The sequence below is a fragment of the Streptomyces sp. NPDC055243 genome (genome assembly GCF_044544025.1).
Taxonomy (GTDB): Bacteria; Actinomycetota; Actinomycetes; order Streptomycetales; family Streptomycetaceae; genus Streptomyces.
On record NZ_JBITWR010000008.1, the window covers coordinates 407,695 to 422,590 of the forward strand.

The 14,896-nt window shown below is 70.7% G+C and carries 18 protein-coding genes; 8 read left to right on the forward strand and 10 right to left on the reverse strand.

Features of this window, described 5'->3' with window-relative positions; translation table 11 throughout:
* Window positions 1-56: 56 nt before the first annotated feature.
* From ACIGXX_RS25070 to ACIGXX_RS25080, 3 genes are all read right to left on the reverse strand, one after another.
* A complete protein-coding gene (locus ACIGXX_RS25070; protein ID WP_351165847.1) occupies window positions 57-944 on the reverse strand; it encodes a carbohydrate ABC transporter permease in 888 nt (295 codons plus the stop codon).
* Window positions 945-946: 2 nt separating this feature from the next.
* Complete coding sequence (locus ACIGXX_RS25075; RefSeq protein ID WP_351165845.1) at window positions 947-1,855, reverse strand: sugar ABC transporter permease; 909 nt, start codon at window positions 1,853-1,855, stop codon at window positions 947-949.
* A gap of 83 nt (window positions 1,856-1,938) precedes the next feature.
* The gene (locus ACIGXX_RS25080; RefSeq protein ID WP_351165843.1) at window positions 1,939-3,306 is read right to left on the reverse strand and encodes an extracellular solute-binding protein; all 1,368 of its coding nucleotides are present in this window, start codon (window positions 3,304-3,306) and stop codon (window positions 1,939-1,941) included.
* Between the two features lie 251 nt (window positions 3,307-3,557).
* On the opposite strand from ACIGXX_RS25080, the gene ACIGXX_RS25085 reads away from it, so the two are divergent.
* From ACIGXX_RS25085 to ACIGXX_RS25095, 3 genes are all read left to right on the forward strand, one after another.
* Window positions 3,558-4,574 carry a LacI family DNA-binding transcriptional regulator gene (locus ACIGXX_RS25085; protein WP_399978909.1) on the forward strand — a complete coding sequence of 339 codons (1,017 nt, stop codon included), beginning with the start codon at window positions 3,558-3,560 and terminating at the stop codon, window positions 4,572-4,574.
* A 335-nt stretch (window positions 4,575-4,909) separates the two neighbouring features.
* On the forward strand, window positions 4,910-5,527 hold the full coding sequence (locus ACIGXX_RS25090) for a DUF6817 domain-containing protein (protein WP_361466030.1): 618 nt from the start codon (window positions 4,910-4,912) through the stop codon (window positions 5,525-5,527).
* Window positions 5,528-5,645: 118 nt separating this feature from the next.
* Entirely contained in the window at window positions 5,646-6,425 is a 780-nt protein-coding gene (locus ACIGXX_RS25095) for an NAD(P)H-dependent oxidoreductase (RefSeq protein ID WP_361466033.1), read from the forward strand.
* 23 nt (window positions 6,426-6,448) lie between these two features.
* Here ACIGXX_RS25095 and ACIGXX_RS25100 read toward each other — a convergent pair whose 3' ends face one another.
* Window positions 6,449-7,168: an ABC transporter permease gene (locus ACIGXX_RS25100; RefSeq protein ID WP_351165834.1), complete on the reverse strand. Its 720-nt coding sequence runs from the start codon at window positions 7,166-7,168 to the stop codon at window positions 6,449-6,451.
* 78 nt (window positions 7,169-7,246) lie between these two features.
* Window positions 7,247-8,131: an ABC transporter ATP-binding protein gene (locus ACIGXX_RS25105; protein ID WP_361466036.1), complete on the reverse strand. Its 885-nt coding sequence runs from the start codon at window positions 8,129-8,131 to the stop codon at window positions 7,247-7,249.
* A 207-nt stretch (window positions 8,132-8,338) separates the two neighbouring features.
* Between ACIGXX_RS25105 and ACIGXX_RS25110 the strand changes: the two genes are divergently transcribed.
* Both ACIGXX_RS25110 and ACIGXX_RS25115 read left to right on the forward strand, forming a co-directional pair.
* Window positions 8,339-9,472: a histidine kinase gene (locus ACIGXX_RS25110; RefSeq protein WP_351165830.1), complete on the forward strand. Its 1,134-nt coding sequence runs from the start codon at window positions 8,339-8,341 to the stop codon at window positions 9,470-9,472.
* Window positions 9,469-10,071: a response regulator transcription factor gene (locus ACIGXX_RS25115; protein ID WP_351165829.1), complete on the forward strand. Its 603-nt coding sequence runs from the start codon at window positions 9,469-9,471 to the stop codon at window positions 10,069-10,071. The genes ACIGXX_RS25110 and ACIGXX_RS25115 overlap by 4 nt, the downstream gene beginning before the upstream one ends.
* A 177-nt stretch (window positions 10,072-10,248) precedes the next feature.
* Here ACIGXX_RS25115 and ACIGXX_RS25120 read toward each other — a convergent pair whose 3' ends face one another.
* The 3 genes from ACIGXX_RS25120 to ACIGXX_RS25130 all read right to left on the reverse strand — a co-directional run bounded on the left by ACIGXX_RS25120 (window position 10,249) and on the right by ACIGXX_RS25130 (window position 11,982).
* Entirely contained in the window at window positions 10,249-10,857 is a 609-nt protein-coding gene (locus ACIGXX_RS25120) for an HAAS signaling domain-containing protein (RefSeq protein ID WP_366462859.1), read from the reverse strand.
* On the reverse strand, window positions 10,854-11,228 hold the full coding sequence (locus ACIGXX_RS25125; RefSeq protein ID WP_399978918.1) for a PadR family transcriptional regulator: 375 nt from the start codon (window positions 11,226-11,228) through the stop codon (window positions 10,854-10,856). The genes ACIGXX_RS25120 and ACIGXX_RS25125 overlap by 4 nt, the downstream gene beginning before the upstream one ends.
* A gap of 112 nt (window positions 11,229-11,340) precedes the next feature.
* Window positions 11,341-11,982: a TetR/AcrR family transcriptional regulator gene (locus ACIGXX_RS25130; protein ID WP_351165822.1), complete on the reverse strand. Its 642-nt coding sequence runs from the start codon at window positions 11,980-11,982 to the stop codon at window positions 11,341-11,343.
* Between the two features lie 95 nt (window positions 11,983-12,077).
* On the opposite strand from ACIGXX_RS25130, the gene ACIGXX_RS25135 reads away from it, so the two are divergent.
* Window positions 12,078-12,635, forward strand: a complete 558-nt coding sequence (locus ACIGXX_RS25135) for a GNAT family N-acetyltransferase (RefSeq protein WP_399978921.1) — start codon at window positions 12,078-12,080, stop codon at window positions 12,633-12,635.
* 10 nt (window positions 12,636-12,645) lie between these two features.
* Here ACIGXX_RS25135 and ACIGXX_RS25140 read toward each other — a convergent pair whose 3' ends face one another.
* The gene (locus ACIGXX_RS25140) at window positions 12,646-13,266 is read right to left on the reverse strand and encodes a LysE family translocator (protein ID WP_351165818.1); all 621 of its coding nucleotides are present in this window, start codon (window positions 13,264-13,266) and stop codon (window positions 12,646-12,648) included.
* Between the two features lie 111 nt (window positions 13,267-13,377).
* On the opposite strand from ACIGXX_RS25140, the gene ACIGXX_RS25145 reads away from it, so the two are divergent.
* Complete coding sequence (locus ACIGXX_RS25145; protein ID WP_351165816.1) at window positions 13,378-13,830, forward strand: Lrp/AsnC family transcriptional regulator; 453 nt, start codon at window positions 13,378-13,380, stop codon at window positions 13,828-13,830.
* Between the two features lie 38 nt (window positions 13,831-13,868).
* The gene (locus ACIGXX_RS25150) at window positions 13,869-13,997 is read left to right on the forward strand and encodes a hypothetical protein (RefSeq protein WP_361466052.1); all 129 of its coding nucleotides are present in this window, start codon (window positions 13,869-13,871) and stop codon (window positions 13,995-13,997) included.
* Between the two features lie 38 nt (window positions 13,998-14,035).
* Here the strand turns inward: ACIGXX_RS25150 and ACIGXX_RS25155 are convergent, their stop codons facing one another.
* Window positions 14,036-14,857: a helix-turn-helix domain-containing protein gene (locus ACIGXX_RS25155; RefSeq protein ID WP_399978926.1), complete on the reverse strand. Its 822-nt coding sequence runs from the start codon at window positions 14,855-14,857 to the stop codon at window positions 14,036-14,038.
* Between the last annotated feature and the right edge of the window lie 39 nt (window positions 14,858-14,896).

Consider the following 14,896-nt stretch of genomic DNA (forward strand, 5'->3'; position numbering starts at 1 on the left):
TTCGGGTGCCTCTCTCTGTGGTGCGGTGTGCTGGCTCGGGTCGGGCAGGGGGTGGGCTATTTGAGGCCGGTGCCGGCGATGCCCTCGACGATGCGGCGCTGGAACAGCGCGAACACGGCGAGCAGCGGGATCGCGCCGAGCACGGCGGATGCCATGAGCTGGGCGTAGGGCACGCCGAACACGTCCTGGACGGAGGTGAGTCCGACGGGCAGCGTCATCATTTCCGGGTCGGTGACCACGAGCAGCGGCCACAGGAAGTTGTTCCAGACGCCGACGAACACGAAGATCGTGACGGCGGAGACGGCCGGACGGGAGATCGGCATCACGATCTGCCAGTAGGTGCGCAGCCAGCCCGCGCCGTCCGCGCGCGCCGCGTCGATCAGCTCGCGCGGGATCCCGTCGAAGAACTGCTTGAAGACGAACACGGCGACCACGTTGGGGACTTGGGGCAGGACGACGCCCCAGTACGTGTTCAGCAGACCGGCCGACTGGAGCGCGAGGAACTGCGGGATCATCAGAACCTGCCCCGGGATCATGATGCCGGCGAGCAGCATCACGAACGCGGCCCGGCGCATCCGGAAGCGGGTCTGCGACAGGGCGAACGCGGCCAGGGATGCCATGACCACCGTGAGGACGGTGGTGAGGATCGAGGTGATGAAGCTGTTGGCGTACCAGTAGGGCAGCTTGCCCGCGTCGAAGATCTCCCCGTACGCGTCCAGGGTCGGATGCGCGGTGAACCATCCGGTCGGATTGGTGACGACCTCCTGCGCGGGCCGGATCGAGGTGGCCAGCGCCCACGCCAGGGGAACGAGCCACAGCAGCGCGAGGGCGATGAGCGTGCCGAGGGCCACCCGGTTGAACAGGCGCTCCGAGTCGCGGCGGCGGGCCGGCGGGGCGGTGGTGCCGCGCTGTCCGGTCTCGGGGCGCGTGGCGATCGCGGTCATGGTCAGTTCTCCTTCTCGGCACGGCGTACGAGAGCGAACCAGACGAGGGAGACGAACAGGATCACCACGAACAGCAGCAGCGACACGGTCGAGGCGTAGCCCACGCGGCCCTCGACGAACCCGGTGTCGTAGATGAGCTGGAGCGAGGAGCGGGTGCTGCCGTCGGGGCCGCCGCCGGTCATCATGTAGATCTGGTCGAAAACCTTCAGCGAGGCGATGACCTGCAACACCGTCACCAGCGTCGTCGTGCGGCCCAGCATCGGCACGACCACGTGCCGGATGCGCTGCCAGGGTCCTGCCCCGTCGATGGCGGCCGCCTCGTGGACCTCGCGCGGCACGTCCTGCAGGCCGGCCAGGTAGAGCACGAAGTTGAAGCCGATGGTCCACCACACGGTGGCCGCCGCGATGGAGAGCATCGCCCAGTCCGGGTCACCGAGCCAGGACGGCGGGGTGTCCACGCCCACCCACTTCACCGCCTCCTGGGCCAGGCCCAGTTGATCGGCGTAGATGAACATGAAGAGCAGCGAGATGACCGCGGAGGGCAGCACGAACGGCGCGAAGAACGCGAACCGGAAGAACCAGCGGCCGCGCACGAACCGGTCGGCGAGCACCGCGAGGACCAGGCTGAGCAGCACCAGCGGCACGGTCGTCAAGGCCGTGAACCACAGCGTGTTGCGCAGGGTCCGCCAGAACTCCGCGTCGCTCAGCACCGCCGTGTAGTTCGACAGGCCCGCGAAGTCACCGAGGCCGCTCTTGAGCAGGCTCGTCTCGAAGAACCCGGCGATCACGGTGTAGATGAGCGGACCCACCAGGAACACCAGGTAGAAGAGGGCGAAGGGCAGCAGCATCCCCGGTCCTGCCCAGCGGTCGCCTCTGCTGGACGTCGGGGAGGGGGCGGTCGTCGTGGCCACGGTTCGGCCTTTCGGTCAAGGCGTACGGGATCCGGGGGAGGGTGGAGCAAGGGGCGTCGAGCGGCGGTCGGGGGCGGGCCCGGTCATACGGGAGCGGGGCGCGCCGCCAGGGTTCGCAGGTCGCGGCGCAGGCGCGCGGCGCCCGCCGTGGGGCTGGTGTCACCGGTGAACACGGAGGTCACCGCGTCGCCCACCACGTTCTGCAGGGTGCTGCCCGCGCCGCCGTACCAGGCGGCCGGGTCGTAGACCGCGCCGTCGGCGGCCGCGGCGTAGTGCGACTGCGGCACCAGTTCCTCGTACGCGCGTGAACGCTGGGTCGGCAGCCATGCCGGCACGTGCCCGCCCTCCGCCCACAGCTTGCTGGAGTGCAGCATCGAGGCGATGAACCCCAGGGAGAGATCGAGGCGTTGGGCCGACTCGGTGGGGGCCTTCGGCAGCACCAGGGCGTGCGAGTCGGCGGCGCAGGCGTAGGGCGCGTCCTTGAAGATGCGCGGCAGCGGGCGCATGTCGAACTTCACCTTCGCGGACTGGACCGCGAGGGCCTGCCAGACGCCGTCCATCAGGAACCCGGCCTTGCCCGTGGTCAGCAGCGTGATGGCGGCCTTCCCGTCGGTGTTGGCCGGGATCACCTTCTCCTGGCTGAGGCGGCGGACGTACGCGAGCGCCTCGGCCGCGGCGGCGGTGTCGATGACCACCCGCTTGCCCTGGTCGGCGACCAGGTCTCCGCCGCCGACCTGCCGGTAGAGCGACCAGAACAGCCGGAACTGCATGGAGGCCTCCTTCACCGAGGCGACCGAACCGCCCCAGGCGCCGGTCACCTCCTTCGCCGCGCGCAGCGCGTCGATGAAGGCGTCGGGCCCGTCCACGTCCACCAACTGGCCCTGCCCGTCGAGCAGTCCGGCCTTCTCGGCGATGTCCGTGCGGAAGTAGAGGACGAAGGGGTGGGTGTCGAGCGGCACGGCGTGCGGCTGCCCGCCGACCTGGGACGTGCGCCACGGCCGTGCGTCGAACTTGTCCTCGGTCAGACCGTGCCGGGCCAGGTCCTCGGTGTGCAGTTCGGTGAGCAGACCGGCCTGGGCGAGCGTGGGCAGCTTCGACAGGTGGATCACGGCGACCTGCGGGGGCCGGTCGCCGAGCGTGGCAAGGGTGAGCTTCGTGTAATACGGGTTGCCCCACAGGAACGTCGCCGATTTCAGTTCGGTCGAGCGGTGCGCGGTCCGGTAGGCGTCCTGCATCGCCAGCATCCGCTCGCCGTCACCGCCGGTGAAGGGGTTCCAGAAGTTCAGCCGCGACGGCGAGGGCGCGCCGCCGGTGAAGCCCTGCGCCAGGGTGCTGCCGCAGCCTCCGGCGGTGAGCGCGGTGGCGCCGGAGGCTCCGAGCGCGAGCCCTGTGCGCAGCACACGGCGGCGGGACGGGGCGGGCGGCGACGGGGTCGGTATGCGGTCCCGCATGGGCATGCGTCCTTCCACGGCAGACGAGCAATACGCAGTGCAACGTTGGAATATGCAGCAACGGCAACCGCGTCTCGTGGCCGCCCGCTGTGTTTACAACGTTGTACTCAGGTGGCAATACGGCGTCAACACCTAGGCATGCATTACCTGTTCACGTACCTGCTCATGGATCTGGTGCATCCTTGCCGTCCTCACCGGTTACAACGTTGGACCATGACGTACGCTGCTGCTGTCGGGGGAGGGAGAACACCGTGGCAGGCACCCGCCTGAAGGACGTCGCGGAGCGCGCCGGGGTATCGATCAAGACAGTGTCGAACGTCGTCCGCGGCGAGACCAAGGTCGCCGACCGGACACGCGAACGCGTCCTGCGCGCCATCGCGGAACTCGACTATCAACCCAACGCCTCGGCACGCCACTTGCGCACCGGACGCAGCGGCATCATCGCGCTCGCCGTCCCCGAACTCGTCGCGCCGTACTTCGCCGAACTGGCCGCGCAGGTCATCGCGGCCGCGAAGAAGCGCGGCTGCACCGTGCTCATCGAGGACACCGGAGGCAGCGCGGACGAGGAACTGCGCATCGCCTGCGGGCTCAGCGACCCGCTCATCGACGGCGTCCTGCTCAGCCCGCTGCGCCTGGACGAACAGGTCCTGGCCGCCCGCGAACGCCGCGTACCGCTCGTGCTCCTGGGCGAGCAGTCGTACGAGATCCCCGCCGACCACGTCCTGATCGACAACTCGGCGGCGGCGCGCGAGGCCACCGACCATCTGCTGTCCCTGGGCCGACGCCGCATCGCCGTCATCGGACAGCCCTCGGGCCCCGCCCACGCCACGACGGTCCAGCGCATGCACGGCTATCTGACCGCACTGCACGCGGCGCGCGTCCCGCACGACCCCCAACTGGCCCCGGACACCCGGGCGTTCACCCGCGCCGAGGGGGCCAGCGCGATGCGCGCGCTCCTGGCGCTGGGAGATCCACCGGACGCCGTCTTCTGCTTCAACGACCTGCTGGCCTCCGGCGCGCTGCGGGTGGCGCACGAGCACGGGCTGCGGGTCCCGCAGGACCTGGCCGTGGTCGGCTTCGACGACGTGGAGGAGTCCCGCTACAGCGTGCCGAGTCTGACCACCGTCTCCCCCGACAAGCGGGGCATCGCGGAACTGGCCGTGGACGCGCTGCTGCGCAGGATCGACGCGGGCGCGATGGCCCCGCACACGCGGCTCACCGCGGACTACGAGCTGGTGGTACGGGAGAGCACGCGCGCCGACGCCTGACCGGGCCGCGTTGCTCCGGGGGCGACTCGGCCCCGGCGAGGCCACTGCGCAGGGGGCTTCGGACCGGCCGTGGGGGCACGCGCCGGGCCTTGCGTGCGCGGCTTGCGTCGGCCACCGAAGCTGAAGCTTGGGTGCCTGCAAGGAAACCCGAGGATTGACTTGGATACGGCGGGGGCGGGACGCTCTTCGCGGGCCCATGGCGGCAACCCGGCCACGTCCGCAGTGCTGTTCCGGACGGCATCGCGGGGTGACCGGGTGCCGACCCCGCCTCCTCCGTCGCCGCGACCCGGTTCATCAGCAACCGGCAGCCGCCGTCCGGAAAGGAACCCGAGTCCATGCTGGACGCCACCGATGCCACCGACACCGCCGACGCCGCCCGTGCCGCACGGCAACTCCTCCTCGACCTCGGCGCCGAGACCCTCGACCACCCCGGCGGCACACTCCTGGCCCACCTCGAACGCGTACACCGACAACTGGCCCACTGGAACGCGCGGCCGGCCCTGCGGCTGGCCGGACTGTGCCACGCGCTGTACGGCACCGACGGCTTCGCCCCGGCGCTGCTGCCGCTCGACCGGCGCGCGCAGGCCACCGCGGCCCTCGGCCCCGAAGCCGAGTCACTCGTGTACTTCTACGCGAGCTGCGACCGGCGGGCCTCCTACCCCACACTGACCGGCCGGTCCCCACGCTTTCGGGACCGCTTCACCGGCCGCGCCTTCGTACCCTCCCGCCGCCGACTGGAGGACTTCGCCGAACTCACCGCGGCCAATGAACTCGACATCGCGCGGGTCGACAGCGACTTCCGAGCCCGGTCGGGCGCCGATCTGCTGCGGCTCCTCACCAGGCTCCGCCCCCTGCTGAGCCCCGCGGCCCGACAGGACTGCGAAACCGTCCTGGGCGGCGCCGCCGGGCAACCGCGCACGGCCCCGGCGCCTCGACCCTCACCCTCCCCCTGAGGGTGAGACACCACTCGATGCGCGCAACACCCCCGGACTTCACCCGTGGCCAGATCCTTGCACTCCCTGGCCATCTGGCCACTCGTCCCCCGCCGAACAGCGGCGGAGGATCGATGGCATGAAGATTCTTTGGATATTCGCCCACCCCGAACCGCACTCCCTCAACGGCTCCCTGCGCGACGACGGGATACAGGAACTGCGCGACCTCGGGCACGAGGTCCGCGAGTCCGATCTCTACGCCATGGACTGGAAACCCGTGGTGGACTCCGGCGACTTCCACCGCGAAGCGGTCGACCGGCTCCTGGTCGGCGCCGAGCAGGAACACGCCTACAGCGCGGGCAAGCTGACCGACGACATCACGGCCGAGCAGGAGAAGATCGCCTGGGCCGACACACTGGTGTTCCAGTTCCCGCTGTGGTGGTTCGGACCGCCCGCCATCCTCAAGGGCTGGTTCGACCGGGTCCTCGTCCAGGGCTTCGCCTTCGGACTCCAGGACGACGCGGGGCGAACCCTGCGCTACGGAGACGGCGGCCTCTCCGGCAAACGCGCCATGGTCATCACCTCGGTCGGCGCACGGGAGTCGGGCTTCGGCCCGCGCGGAATCCACGGGCAGCTGGACGAGGTGCTGTTCCCGGTGCTGCACGGCACGTTCTGGTACACGGGGATGGACGCACTCCCGCCGTACGTCGTCTACGGCGCCGACCGCCTGGACGCCGCCGGCTACCGCACCCGCGCCGCCGAACTGCGCGAGCGCCTGCGCACACTGCCGGTCACCGAGCCACTGCCCTACCGCCACGAACACCGCGGCGACTACGACGACGCACTCGTCCTGCGTCCGGAGATCGAGCCGTACCTCACCGGCGTCGCGGCGCACCGCTCCCGAACACCGGGGCGCTGACGGAGGCCCTGAGCGCCGCACGGTCACCGGCGCGGTTCCCAGCGGAAGAGCCGGGCGGCCAGGGCGGCGGAGACGACGACCCAGGCCAGGGTGGGCAGCAGCAGGGGCAGGGACTCGGCCACGGGGACGCCGCCGTTCCAGGCGTTGAGGACCAGTTCGGTGGCCGAGCCGCCGGGGAGCAGCCGCTTGAGCAGGGTGAGCTCCTGGGTGCCGGTGATGGCCACCCAGTTGGCGACGGCGATGGCGCCGAGGCTGATGGGCAGGGTGGTCACCTGGGCGTGTTCGGGAGAGTTCGTCACACCCGCCGTGGCCAGTCCCAGGGCGAGCATCATGATCACTGTCGAGAGGACCGCTGCCACCAGGAGAAGGACGTTGTCCGGCTCGCCGGCCACCGCCGCCAGCACCGCGAGGATCGCGGTCACCTGGACCAGGGCGAGGACGGTGACCGGGAGAACGAGCCCGGAGAGGATGCCGGCGTCGCCCGCCGGGGTGGAGCGCAGCCGCTTGAGGAAGAGGGTCTGGCGGCGCGATGCCAGCGTGGTCACCGTGGTGGCGTAGAGACCGAAGGCGGCCACGGTGAACATCACCACCGCCGCGATGTACCCGAGGCTGCGCAACTCCTCGAAGGTCTCGTGCTTGTAGACGAAGAACACGCAGACCGCTACGGGGATGATGAAGCTGTTGAGCAGCACCAGCCGGTTCCGGAAGATCTGGGTGAGCTCGCTCAGGGCGATGGAGAGCATGGTGGGGCCTCTTCTCGGGAAGTTCCGGGAGCGGACTGGCTTTGGGTGCGCGGGAACGGATGTGAGAGCGGACGCGGTCTATGCGCTGCCGATGGCGCGGAAGACGTCGTCGAGCCGCGTCGGTCCGGCTTCGAGCTCCCGCAGTTCCACCGCGTTGTCGTGTGCCCAGCCGAGCAGGGTGTGGAGGTCCTTCTGCAGGCCAAAGGTCTCGATGAGGACCTTCCCGTCGCTCTCGCGCGTGGCCCGCAGCGGCAGCGCCGGCGCGGGCGTGGGCAGGAAGAAGCGGATGGCGGCCGGCAGGGTCCGCGTCAGCTCGGCGACGGTTCCTTCCTGATGGAAGGCGCCCTGATGCATGAGCCCGACGCGGTCGGCGCGCTGCTGGGCCTCTTCCAGGTAGTGCGTGGTGAGCACGATGGTGGAGCCGTCTTCGCGCAGTTTGTCGACGGCGTCCCACAGGGCGTCCCGGGACCGGATGTCCAGGCCGGTGGTCGGCTCGTCCAGAAAGACCAGTTCGGGGCTGCCGTAGACGGCGGTGGCGAAGTCCAGACGCCGCTTCTCACCGCCGGAGAGCTGGGAGACCTGGGTTCCGGCCTTGTGCGTGAGGTCGACGACGCCCAGCACGCGCTCGACCCGGTCCCTGCGCCGGGAGAGGTTCCCGATCAGGCGGACCGACTCCCGCACGGTCAGGTCCGGGGAGAATCCGCTCTCCTGCAGCATGATGCCCATCCGGGGCCGCACGGCGCGCCGGTCGCGCGGGCTCTGCCCGAAGACCCGCACGGTGCCCGAGGTGGCCGTACGGTGGCCTTCGATGGTCTCCAGGGTCGAGGTCTTGCCGGCCCCGTTCGTGCCGAGCAGCGCGTAGAGCTCCCCCTTCTCCACCTGGAAGGACAGGTCCTTCACGGCGTGGAAGTCGCCGTAGCTGAGGTTGAGACGGTCAACGTCGATGACGGGTGTCGAGGTCATGCATCGATTTCAGCCGCCGCCACGCCCGTCCGGCAGGGGCGTGGTGTCATCACCGCGCCATGACATTCCTCGGGGTGAAGGCATGACGTGGTGTCACTGGTGACGCCCGCGGAGCCGGAAGAATACTGAGGCACAGACTTTCCATCCCGACCCCGGCCCCTACCCTGGTGACGACCGGTGAGACCGACCCCACGAACGGCCCACACGATGCCCGAGTACGCCCGCACGACGCAGGGGCGGCTGCGCAACGTCAACCTCACCGCGTTCCTCCCGCCGCTCGCCGTCGTGGGCGCGGTCCTTGTGGCGGTCGATGCCCGGAGCTGGTGGGAGGCCGCCCTCCTGACCCTGGGGGTGGTGGCGGGCCTGGTGGTCGTCGAGCGGTGGACGACGGGCGACACCTCCCGCCTCGTACTCCCCTGCCTGATCGTCACCGCTGCCGTGTGGACGGTCGGCGTGCTGGTGACCGACAGCCACACGGCGTGCTACGGCATCACGATCGTGGGCCCCTACTTCATCTCGCAGCTGCCGCGCCACCGCGGGGCGGCCACCTTGGCACTGGCCTCGTTCATCGCCGCCGTAGGCGCGACGAGGCTCCTGGAGTCGCCGGACGACGCTGCCCGTGTGCTGGTCCTCTACGTCCTCCTGCCCACGGGCATCACCGTGGCGGCGACCGGCCTCATGTTCTTCAACCAGCGCTTCTACAAGGTCATCGAGCAGTCACGGGAACGTGAGGCGGAGCTGGCCGTCATCCGCGAACGCATCCGCTTCGCCGGCGATCTGCACGACATCCAGGGCCATACGCTGCACGTGGTGAAACTGAAGATCACGCTGGCCGAGAAGCTGCTGCGCAGCGACATCGAGCGCGTGGCGGAGGAACTGCGGGAGGTGCACGCCCTGGTCGGCGACACCATCGCCCGGACCAAGGAACTCGCCTACGCACAGCGGCGGCTCAATCTGTCCGTGGAGCTGGAGAACGCGAAGAACCTCTTCGAAGCCGCGGGCATCCATGTACGCGTCAACCGCGAGGCCGACGTCGACGAGAGCGTCAACGGGCTCCTCGGTCAGGTCCTCCGCGAGACGACGACCAACATCCTGCGCCACGCGCAGGCCACCCGGGTGCGGATCACTCTCTCGGAATCGGGCATCACCATCGTCAACGACGGCGCGCCAAAGGCTCCCCTGCCCGTCCTCGGCGGCCTCGCCACCCTCAAGGAACGCGTGGGCGACAGCGGAGGCGAGCTGACGGTGGAGCAGCAGGACGGGCGCTTTCGCACGGCTGCGGTGTTCGCCTCTCCTCCCCCGACCACACCGCCCTCCCCCGCGCCGAAGGACGACCGATGACCACCGTGGTGCTCGCCGACGACGAGGCCCTCCTCCGCAAGGCGCTGGCGGCGCTGCTGCCTCTCGAAGGTGAGATCACCGTGCTCGCCGAAGCGCAGGACGGCGCATCGGCTGTCCGGGCCACACTTCGACACCGGCCCGACGTACTGGTCATCGACCTGGAGATGCCCGGCATGGACGGCCTCGATGCCGTCGCGGAGATCCGCCGTGCGCGGCCGGACCAGGTGATCCTCATGCTGACCCGCCATGCCCGGCCCGGTGTGCTCCGCAAGGCCCTGAAACTCGGCGTCCAGGGCTTCGTCAGCAAGTCGGCGGAGCCCGCGCACATCACGTCGGTCATCAACACGCTGCACGAGGGCAGGCGTTGGATCGACCCGGACGTCTCCGCGCTCGCCGTCGTCGACGACTGCCCGCTGACCGACCGGGAGATCGACGTCCTGCGCGTGACCGGCGACGGCTACTCCGTCGCCGAGATCGCCACCCGCCTCCACCTGGCCCAGGGCACCGTACGCAACTACCTCTCGAACGCCATGCAGAAGACCCAGACCCGGACCCGCCACGACGCGGCGCGCTACGCGCGTGAGCACGACTGGCTTTGACGGCGGGCGGGCTCTCTCCCGCGCCCTGGCCGAGGCCTGGCCGACGTCCTGTGGTTCGTCGATGGGCGCGATGACGAGCAGGAGTTGCCCGGCGGCAGCATCGGCTTCGAGGTGATGGGCACCGCCGGGCACCGTCAGCGTGTCATGGCGCACCGACATCGCGGCCCAGGCCCCGCCTCAGGCGCGGCGGACCCGCCACAGCCACGCTGTCGTGCCGGCCAGCAGGGCGAACGTCACCAGGTTGGCGAAGAGAGCCGGGCCGTCTCCCGACGGGGCGCCGTCGGACGAAATCCAGATGCTGATGGCGACCGTCGGCAGGACGGCGGTGAGCAGCACGCCGGTGGTCTTCTGCACCGAGGTCCAGTGCACCGAGGTGCAGAGCAGCACCGCGCCGGCGACGCGGAACAGGGTGCTGCAGAGCTGTGCGGCGGGGACGTCGGGAAGGACCGCCGCCAGGAGGAACGGGAGGGTGAGCATCAGGAGCGGGGCCAGGGGGTGCACCTTGCCGCGCCGGGCGGGCGCACCGGCACCGCCGCGGGCCGGGGCCCCGGCGGCCCAGGCGGTTCCGTTCCCCGCCTCGGCCAGCGCCGTCGCCGCTATCGTCCGAGGGTCCCCCAGCTCCGCCAGAACCTCACCGATCACCGCATCGGGACGTTCGGCGCGCGTCACCTCGATGTGTTCGGCGAGATCGGCGAGGAGTTCCTGGCGCCGGTCGGCGGGGAGCGCGGAGGCCTCGCGCTCGACGGCGCAGAGATAGTCGCGTACGGGATCGGCAGAGGTCTTCATGCGAGGTCTCCGGTGGGGGGATGCGGGGTGGTCAGGAAGGCGTCGACGGCGTTGCGGAAGCCGGGCCAGACGCGGGTGAACTCGTCGAGTGCGGCGCGGCCGCTGTCGGTGAGCGCGTAGTAGCGACGGGGTGGGCCGGAGGCGGACTCCTGCCAGGTGGTGGTGACCAGGTCGTCGCGGCGGAGCCGGGAGAGCAGCGGGTAGACCGTGCCCTGGCTGGTGGCCAGGGCACCGGAGTCCTCCAGGGCCTGGAGGAGTTCCACGCCGTAGCGGGGGCGGTCCCGCATCAGGGCGAGTACGCAGTACTCCAGGACGCCCTTGCGCAGTTCGGCGGCTGCCCGGGCCTGCTTGGTCGAATCACCTGGTTCCATGCGATGCAAGATACCTGGCGAGGCAAACAGCAGGGGAAGGGGGGTGGCGCGGGCGACTACGACCTGCCGGGTCGCAAGCAGGCCGTGACCCGGCGGGTGGTCGACCAGCGGCTCATTCCCCCGCTGCGGTCCCGTCGCACCCGTCACTCCCGTCGCCCATCCGCGCCAAGTACTCGTCCACCAGCGCGACCTGCCGCTCGGCAGGAAACTCCCCGGGTGCGAACAGCGCCTGGACGACCAGGCCCAGTACGAAGCTCTGCGCCGCCGCGGCGGTGTCCTCGGGCCGCGGGGCGAGCGGCAGTTCGCCCCGGCGCTGGGCTTCCGCGACGTGTCCGGCCATCCGCTCGCGCGCGCGGCGGTAGCGCTCGGCGTGCTCCTGGGACAGCTCCGGGTCGGCGAGCGCCACGTCCCAGGAAGCCACCCAGATCCGGTTGCTCGCCGCGCTCTCGGCGTCCAGCGGGAGGATGTCCAGCAGCGTGGCCCGCAGCATCACCAGGCCCGACGCCGCCCCGGCCCGCTCCGCCGCCGGGCGCGGGCGCTCGGCCGAGCGCCGGTCTAGCACCTCCAGGGCGTGCCGCAGCAGGGCTCGCTTGCTGGGGAAGTAGTGCGTCAACAGGCCGGTGGTGGCGCCCATCTCCGCGGCGACCGCGCGCAGGGTGAGACCGCCGAAGCCGTGCGCGGCCAGGACCCGCCACACCGCCTGGGAGACCTCGGTCCGGCGGGCGTCATGGTCGGTACGGGCTGGCGGCGTCATGACCGCTAGAGTACATACCCAACGTTCGTTACGTACCTGGGTGCGCCGGGCCCGACACCGCGCACGCCCAGCCGGACAACCGCATAGGACCAGCCATGTATGCCATACCGCTGACCGAGAATGCCGAGCTCCGCACGCTGGAGCCCTGGCAGGACGCCGAGTTCCTGGCCCACATCGACCGGGCCCGCTCCAACACCGACCCCTGGATTCCGTGGGCCTCCCGCTCCACCGATCTGGCATCCGCCCGCGCCACCCTCCAGAGCTACGCGGACAAGCAGGCATCCGACTCCGGACGGATCTACGGGATCTGGCGGGACGGCACCTTGATCGGCGGGGTCATGTTCGTGCGGTTCGACGCGGAGGCCGGCACCTGCGAGATCGGCGTCTGGGCCGAGCCGGCGGGTGAGGGGCACGGCCTGATCAGCGCCTCGGTCCGGCACTTGATCGCGTACGCGTTCGGCGAGCGCGGCATGCACCGCATCGAGTGGTGGAACAGCGCCGGGAACTCACGCAGCCGCGCCGTCGCCCAGCGGATGGGCATGCGTCTGGACGGCACGTTGCGCGAGCAGTCCCTCTACAAGGGCGTCCGACACGACATGGAGATCTGGTCCCTGCTCGCGCACGAGTGGAGCGGCCGGCCCGACGCCGCGTGAGGCACCCGCCTCAGGCCGCGAGGCGCTCCGCGAGCAGCAGGACGCCGATCACGATCATGGCGGCGCCCGAGATGCGGGTGACCATGCGCGCGGCCTTGGGGCGTGCCCGCAGGATGGTGCGGGACAGGACGCCCACGCACAGGTAGATCGCGGCGCAGCTGAGCGTGTGGACCATGCCGAGCGTGCCGATCTGGGCCGCGAGCGGCCAGCTGCCGTGCGGGGCGGTGAACTGCGGCAGCAGGGCCAGGAAGAGCAGGAGCGCCTTGGGGTTGAGGCCGCTGATACCCACTCCCTTGAGTATCCGGGACCGCACCGCCTCGCTCCCCGTGTCCTGCGACGCGGTCCCGGCGACGGCGGGCCGGGCCAGCGTCGTGGCGCCGAGCCACACCAGGTAGAGGGCGCCGAGGACGGTCAGGGCGGTGAGGACGGAGGGCGTGCTCGCCACGACCGCCGCCACTCCGGCGGCGACCACGGCGGTCAGCGCGACATAGCCGAGCAGCAGGCCACCGACGGCCGGCACCACGGACCGGTCGCGGAGCCCGGCGTTGATCGCATAGGCCCAGTCCGCCCCCGGTACGAGGATGAGCAGGACTGAGACCGCCCAGAAGGCGGTGATGGAGCTGACTGCCACGACGTACTTCTCCCTCTCAAACTGGTTCTGAGTAGGAGATTAGTTCCGATATGCCCAAAGGTGTTTCCAAGTATTGCCAGCCGGGGCAGCTTCAGTGGCAGGATCTTCCCCATGGATGATGTGGACCGGAAGATTCTTGCCGAGCTCCAGAACGACGGCCGTCTGACGGTCACGGAGCTGGCGGCCCGCGTGCGGCTGAGCCTCTCGCCCTGCCACCGCCGACTGCGCGAACTCGAACGCGGCGGAGCCATCCGCGGCTACCGCGCGATCCTGGACGCGCGCGCCGTGGGCCTGAGCTTCGAGGCGCTGGTCTTCGTCACCATGCGCCAGGAGGACCGTGACACCGTCGCCGCCTTCGAGCAGGCCCTCACCGAGATTCCCGAGATCCAGCAGGCCGAGCGCCTCTTCGGGGATCCGGACTATCTCGTACGCATCGTCAGCAAGGACCTGCCCGCCTTCCAGCGGCTCTACGACGACAAGCTCGCCACGCTGCCCGGCGTCCAGCGCCTGAGCTCCACCCTCGTCATGAAGCACGTGGTGAACGAGCGCGCCCTGCCCCTGTGAACGCCAGGAGCGGTTCCGCGGCGAGGACGCCGCGCGTCGTGGCCAGGAGCAGAACCAGCGGGTTCCACCAAGCCGTCGGGGCGGCGTATCCGTGGATCAGCACCAGGGCCGGTGCGTTCGGCGATCCGTCGAACGGCGGCCTGCTCCTGGCGGTCCCCGCGGGGTGATGGCTGGGCATGGGCCCACCCTCACCGGCCGCGGCACCTCACGTCTTGGACGAATGTTCCGGCTGCGACGGCTGCCCCAGCGCGCCCGGCGTGCAGCCGGCGAAGGCCAACACGTCGCGATGCAGGTGGGACTGGTCGACGTACCCGCATGCCACGGCGACCTCGGCGGCGCCCCGGCCCGCCGACAGGCCTCGGACGGCGCGGTCGAAGCGCACGAGCATCGCGGCCCGCTTGGGCGTCAGGCCGACCTGGGCGGTGAACCTCGACCACAGCCGCTTGCGACTCCACCCGCACGACACCGCCAGCTCGTCGACCCGCACCTGGCCCCGGCGGGCGACGATGTGCTCCCAGCTGGCGACGACCTCCGGGTCCATCGACCGCGCCGAGGCGTGGCGCCGCGCCAGGAACTCGTCCACCAGCGCGAAGCGGCCCTCCCACTCGCTGATGCCGCTCAACTGCTCGCGCAGTCGGGGCTCATGGCGCCAGAGCTCGTCCAGGCCGACCACGAGGCCGTTCAGATCGGAGAGGGACACGCCCAGCAGCGAGTAGGCGCTCACCGGCGACATGCGTACCTCGACGCAGTCCACACGCTCCCCGCGGATACGGGTCTCGCCGGGCGAGAGGCCGGCGGCAAGGCTCCTCAACTCCCGGCTGCCGCCGGTGTTGTCGACGGCCAGGGCGTCGTCACCGAGCTCGATCACGACCGTCACGAGCGGCTGCGGAATGACCCGCGTGTCCAGTCCGGTCGCCGCCCTGTCGCGGAATCCGGCCATCTCCACGCCGGTGAACGGCGACGGGTGGCGCGGGCAGGCGACCTCCCACCCGCGCAGGCGGTCGTCCTCGTACGGAACCGGGTCCACGCCCCCAAGCTACCGGCTCGCCCGCCGCGACGCGGCCGG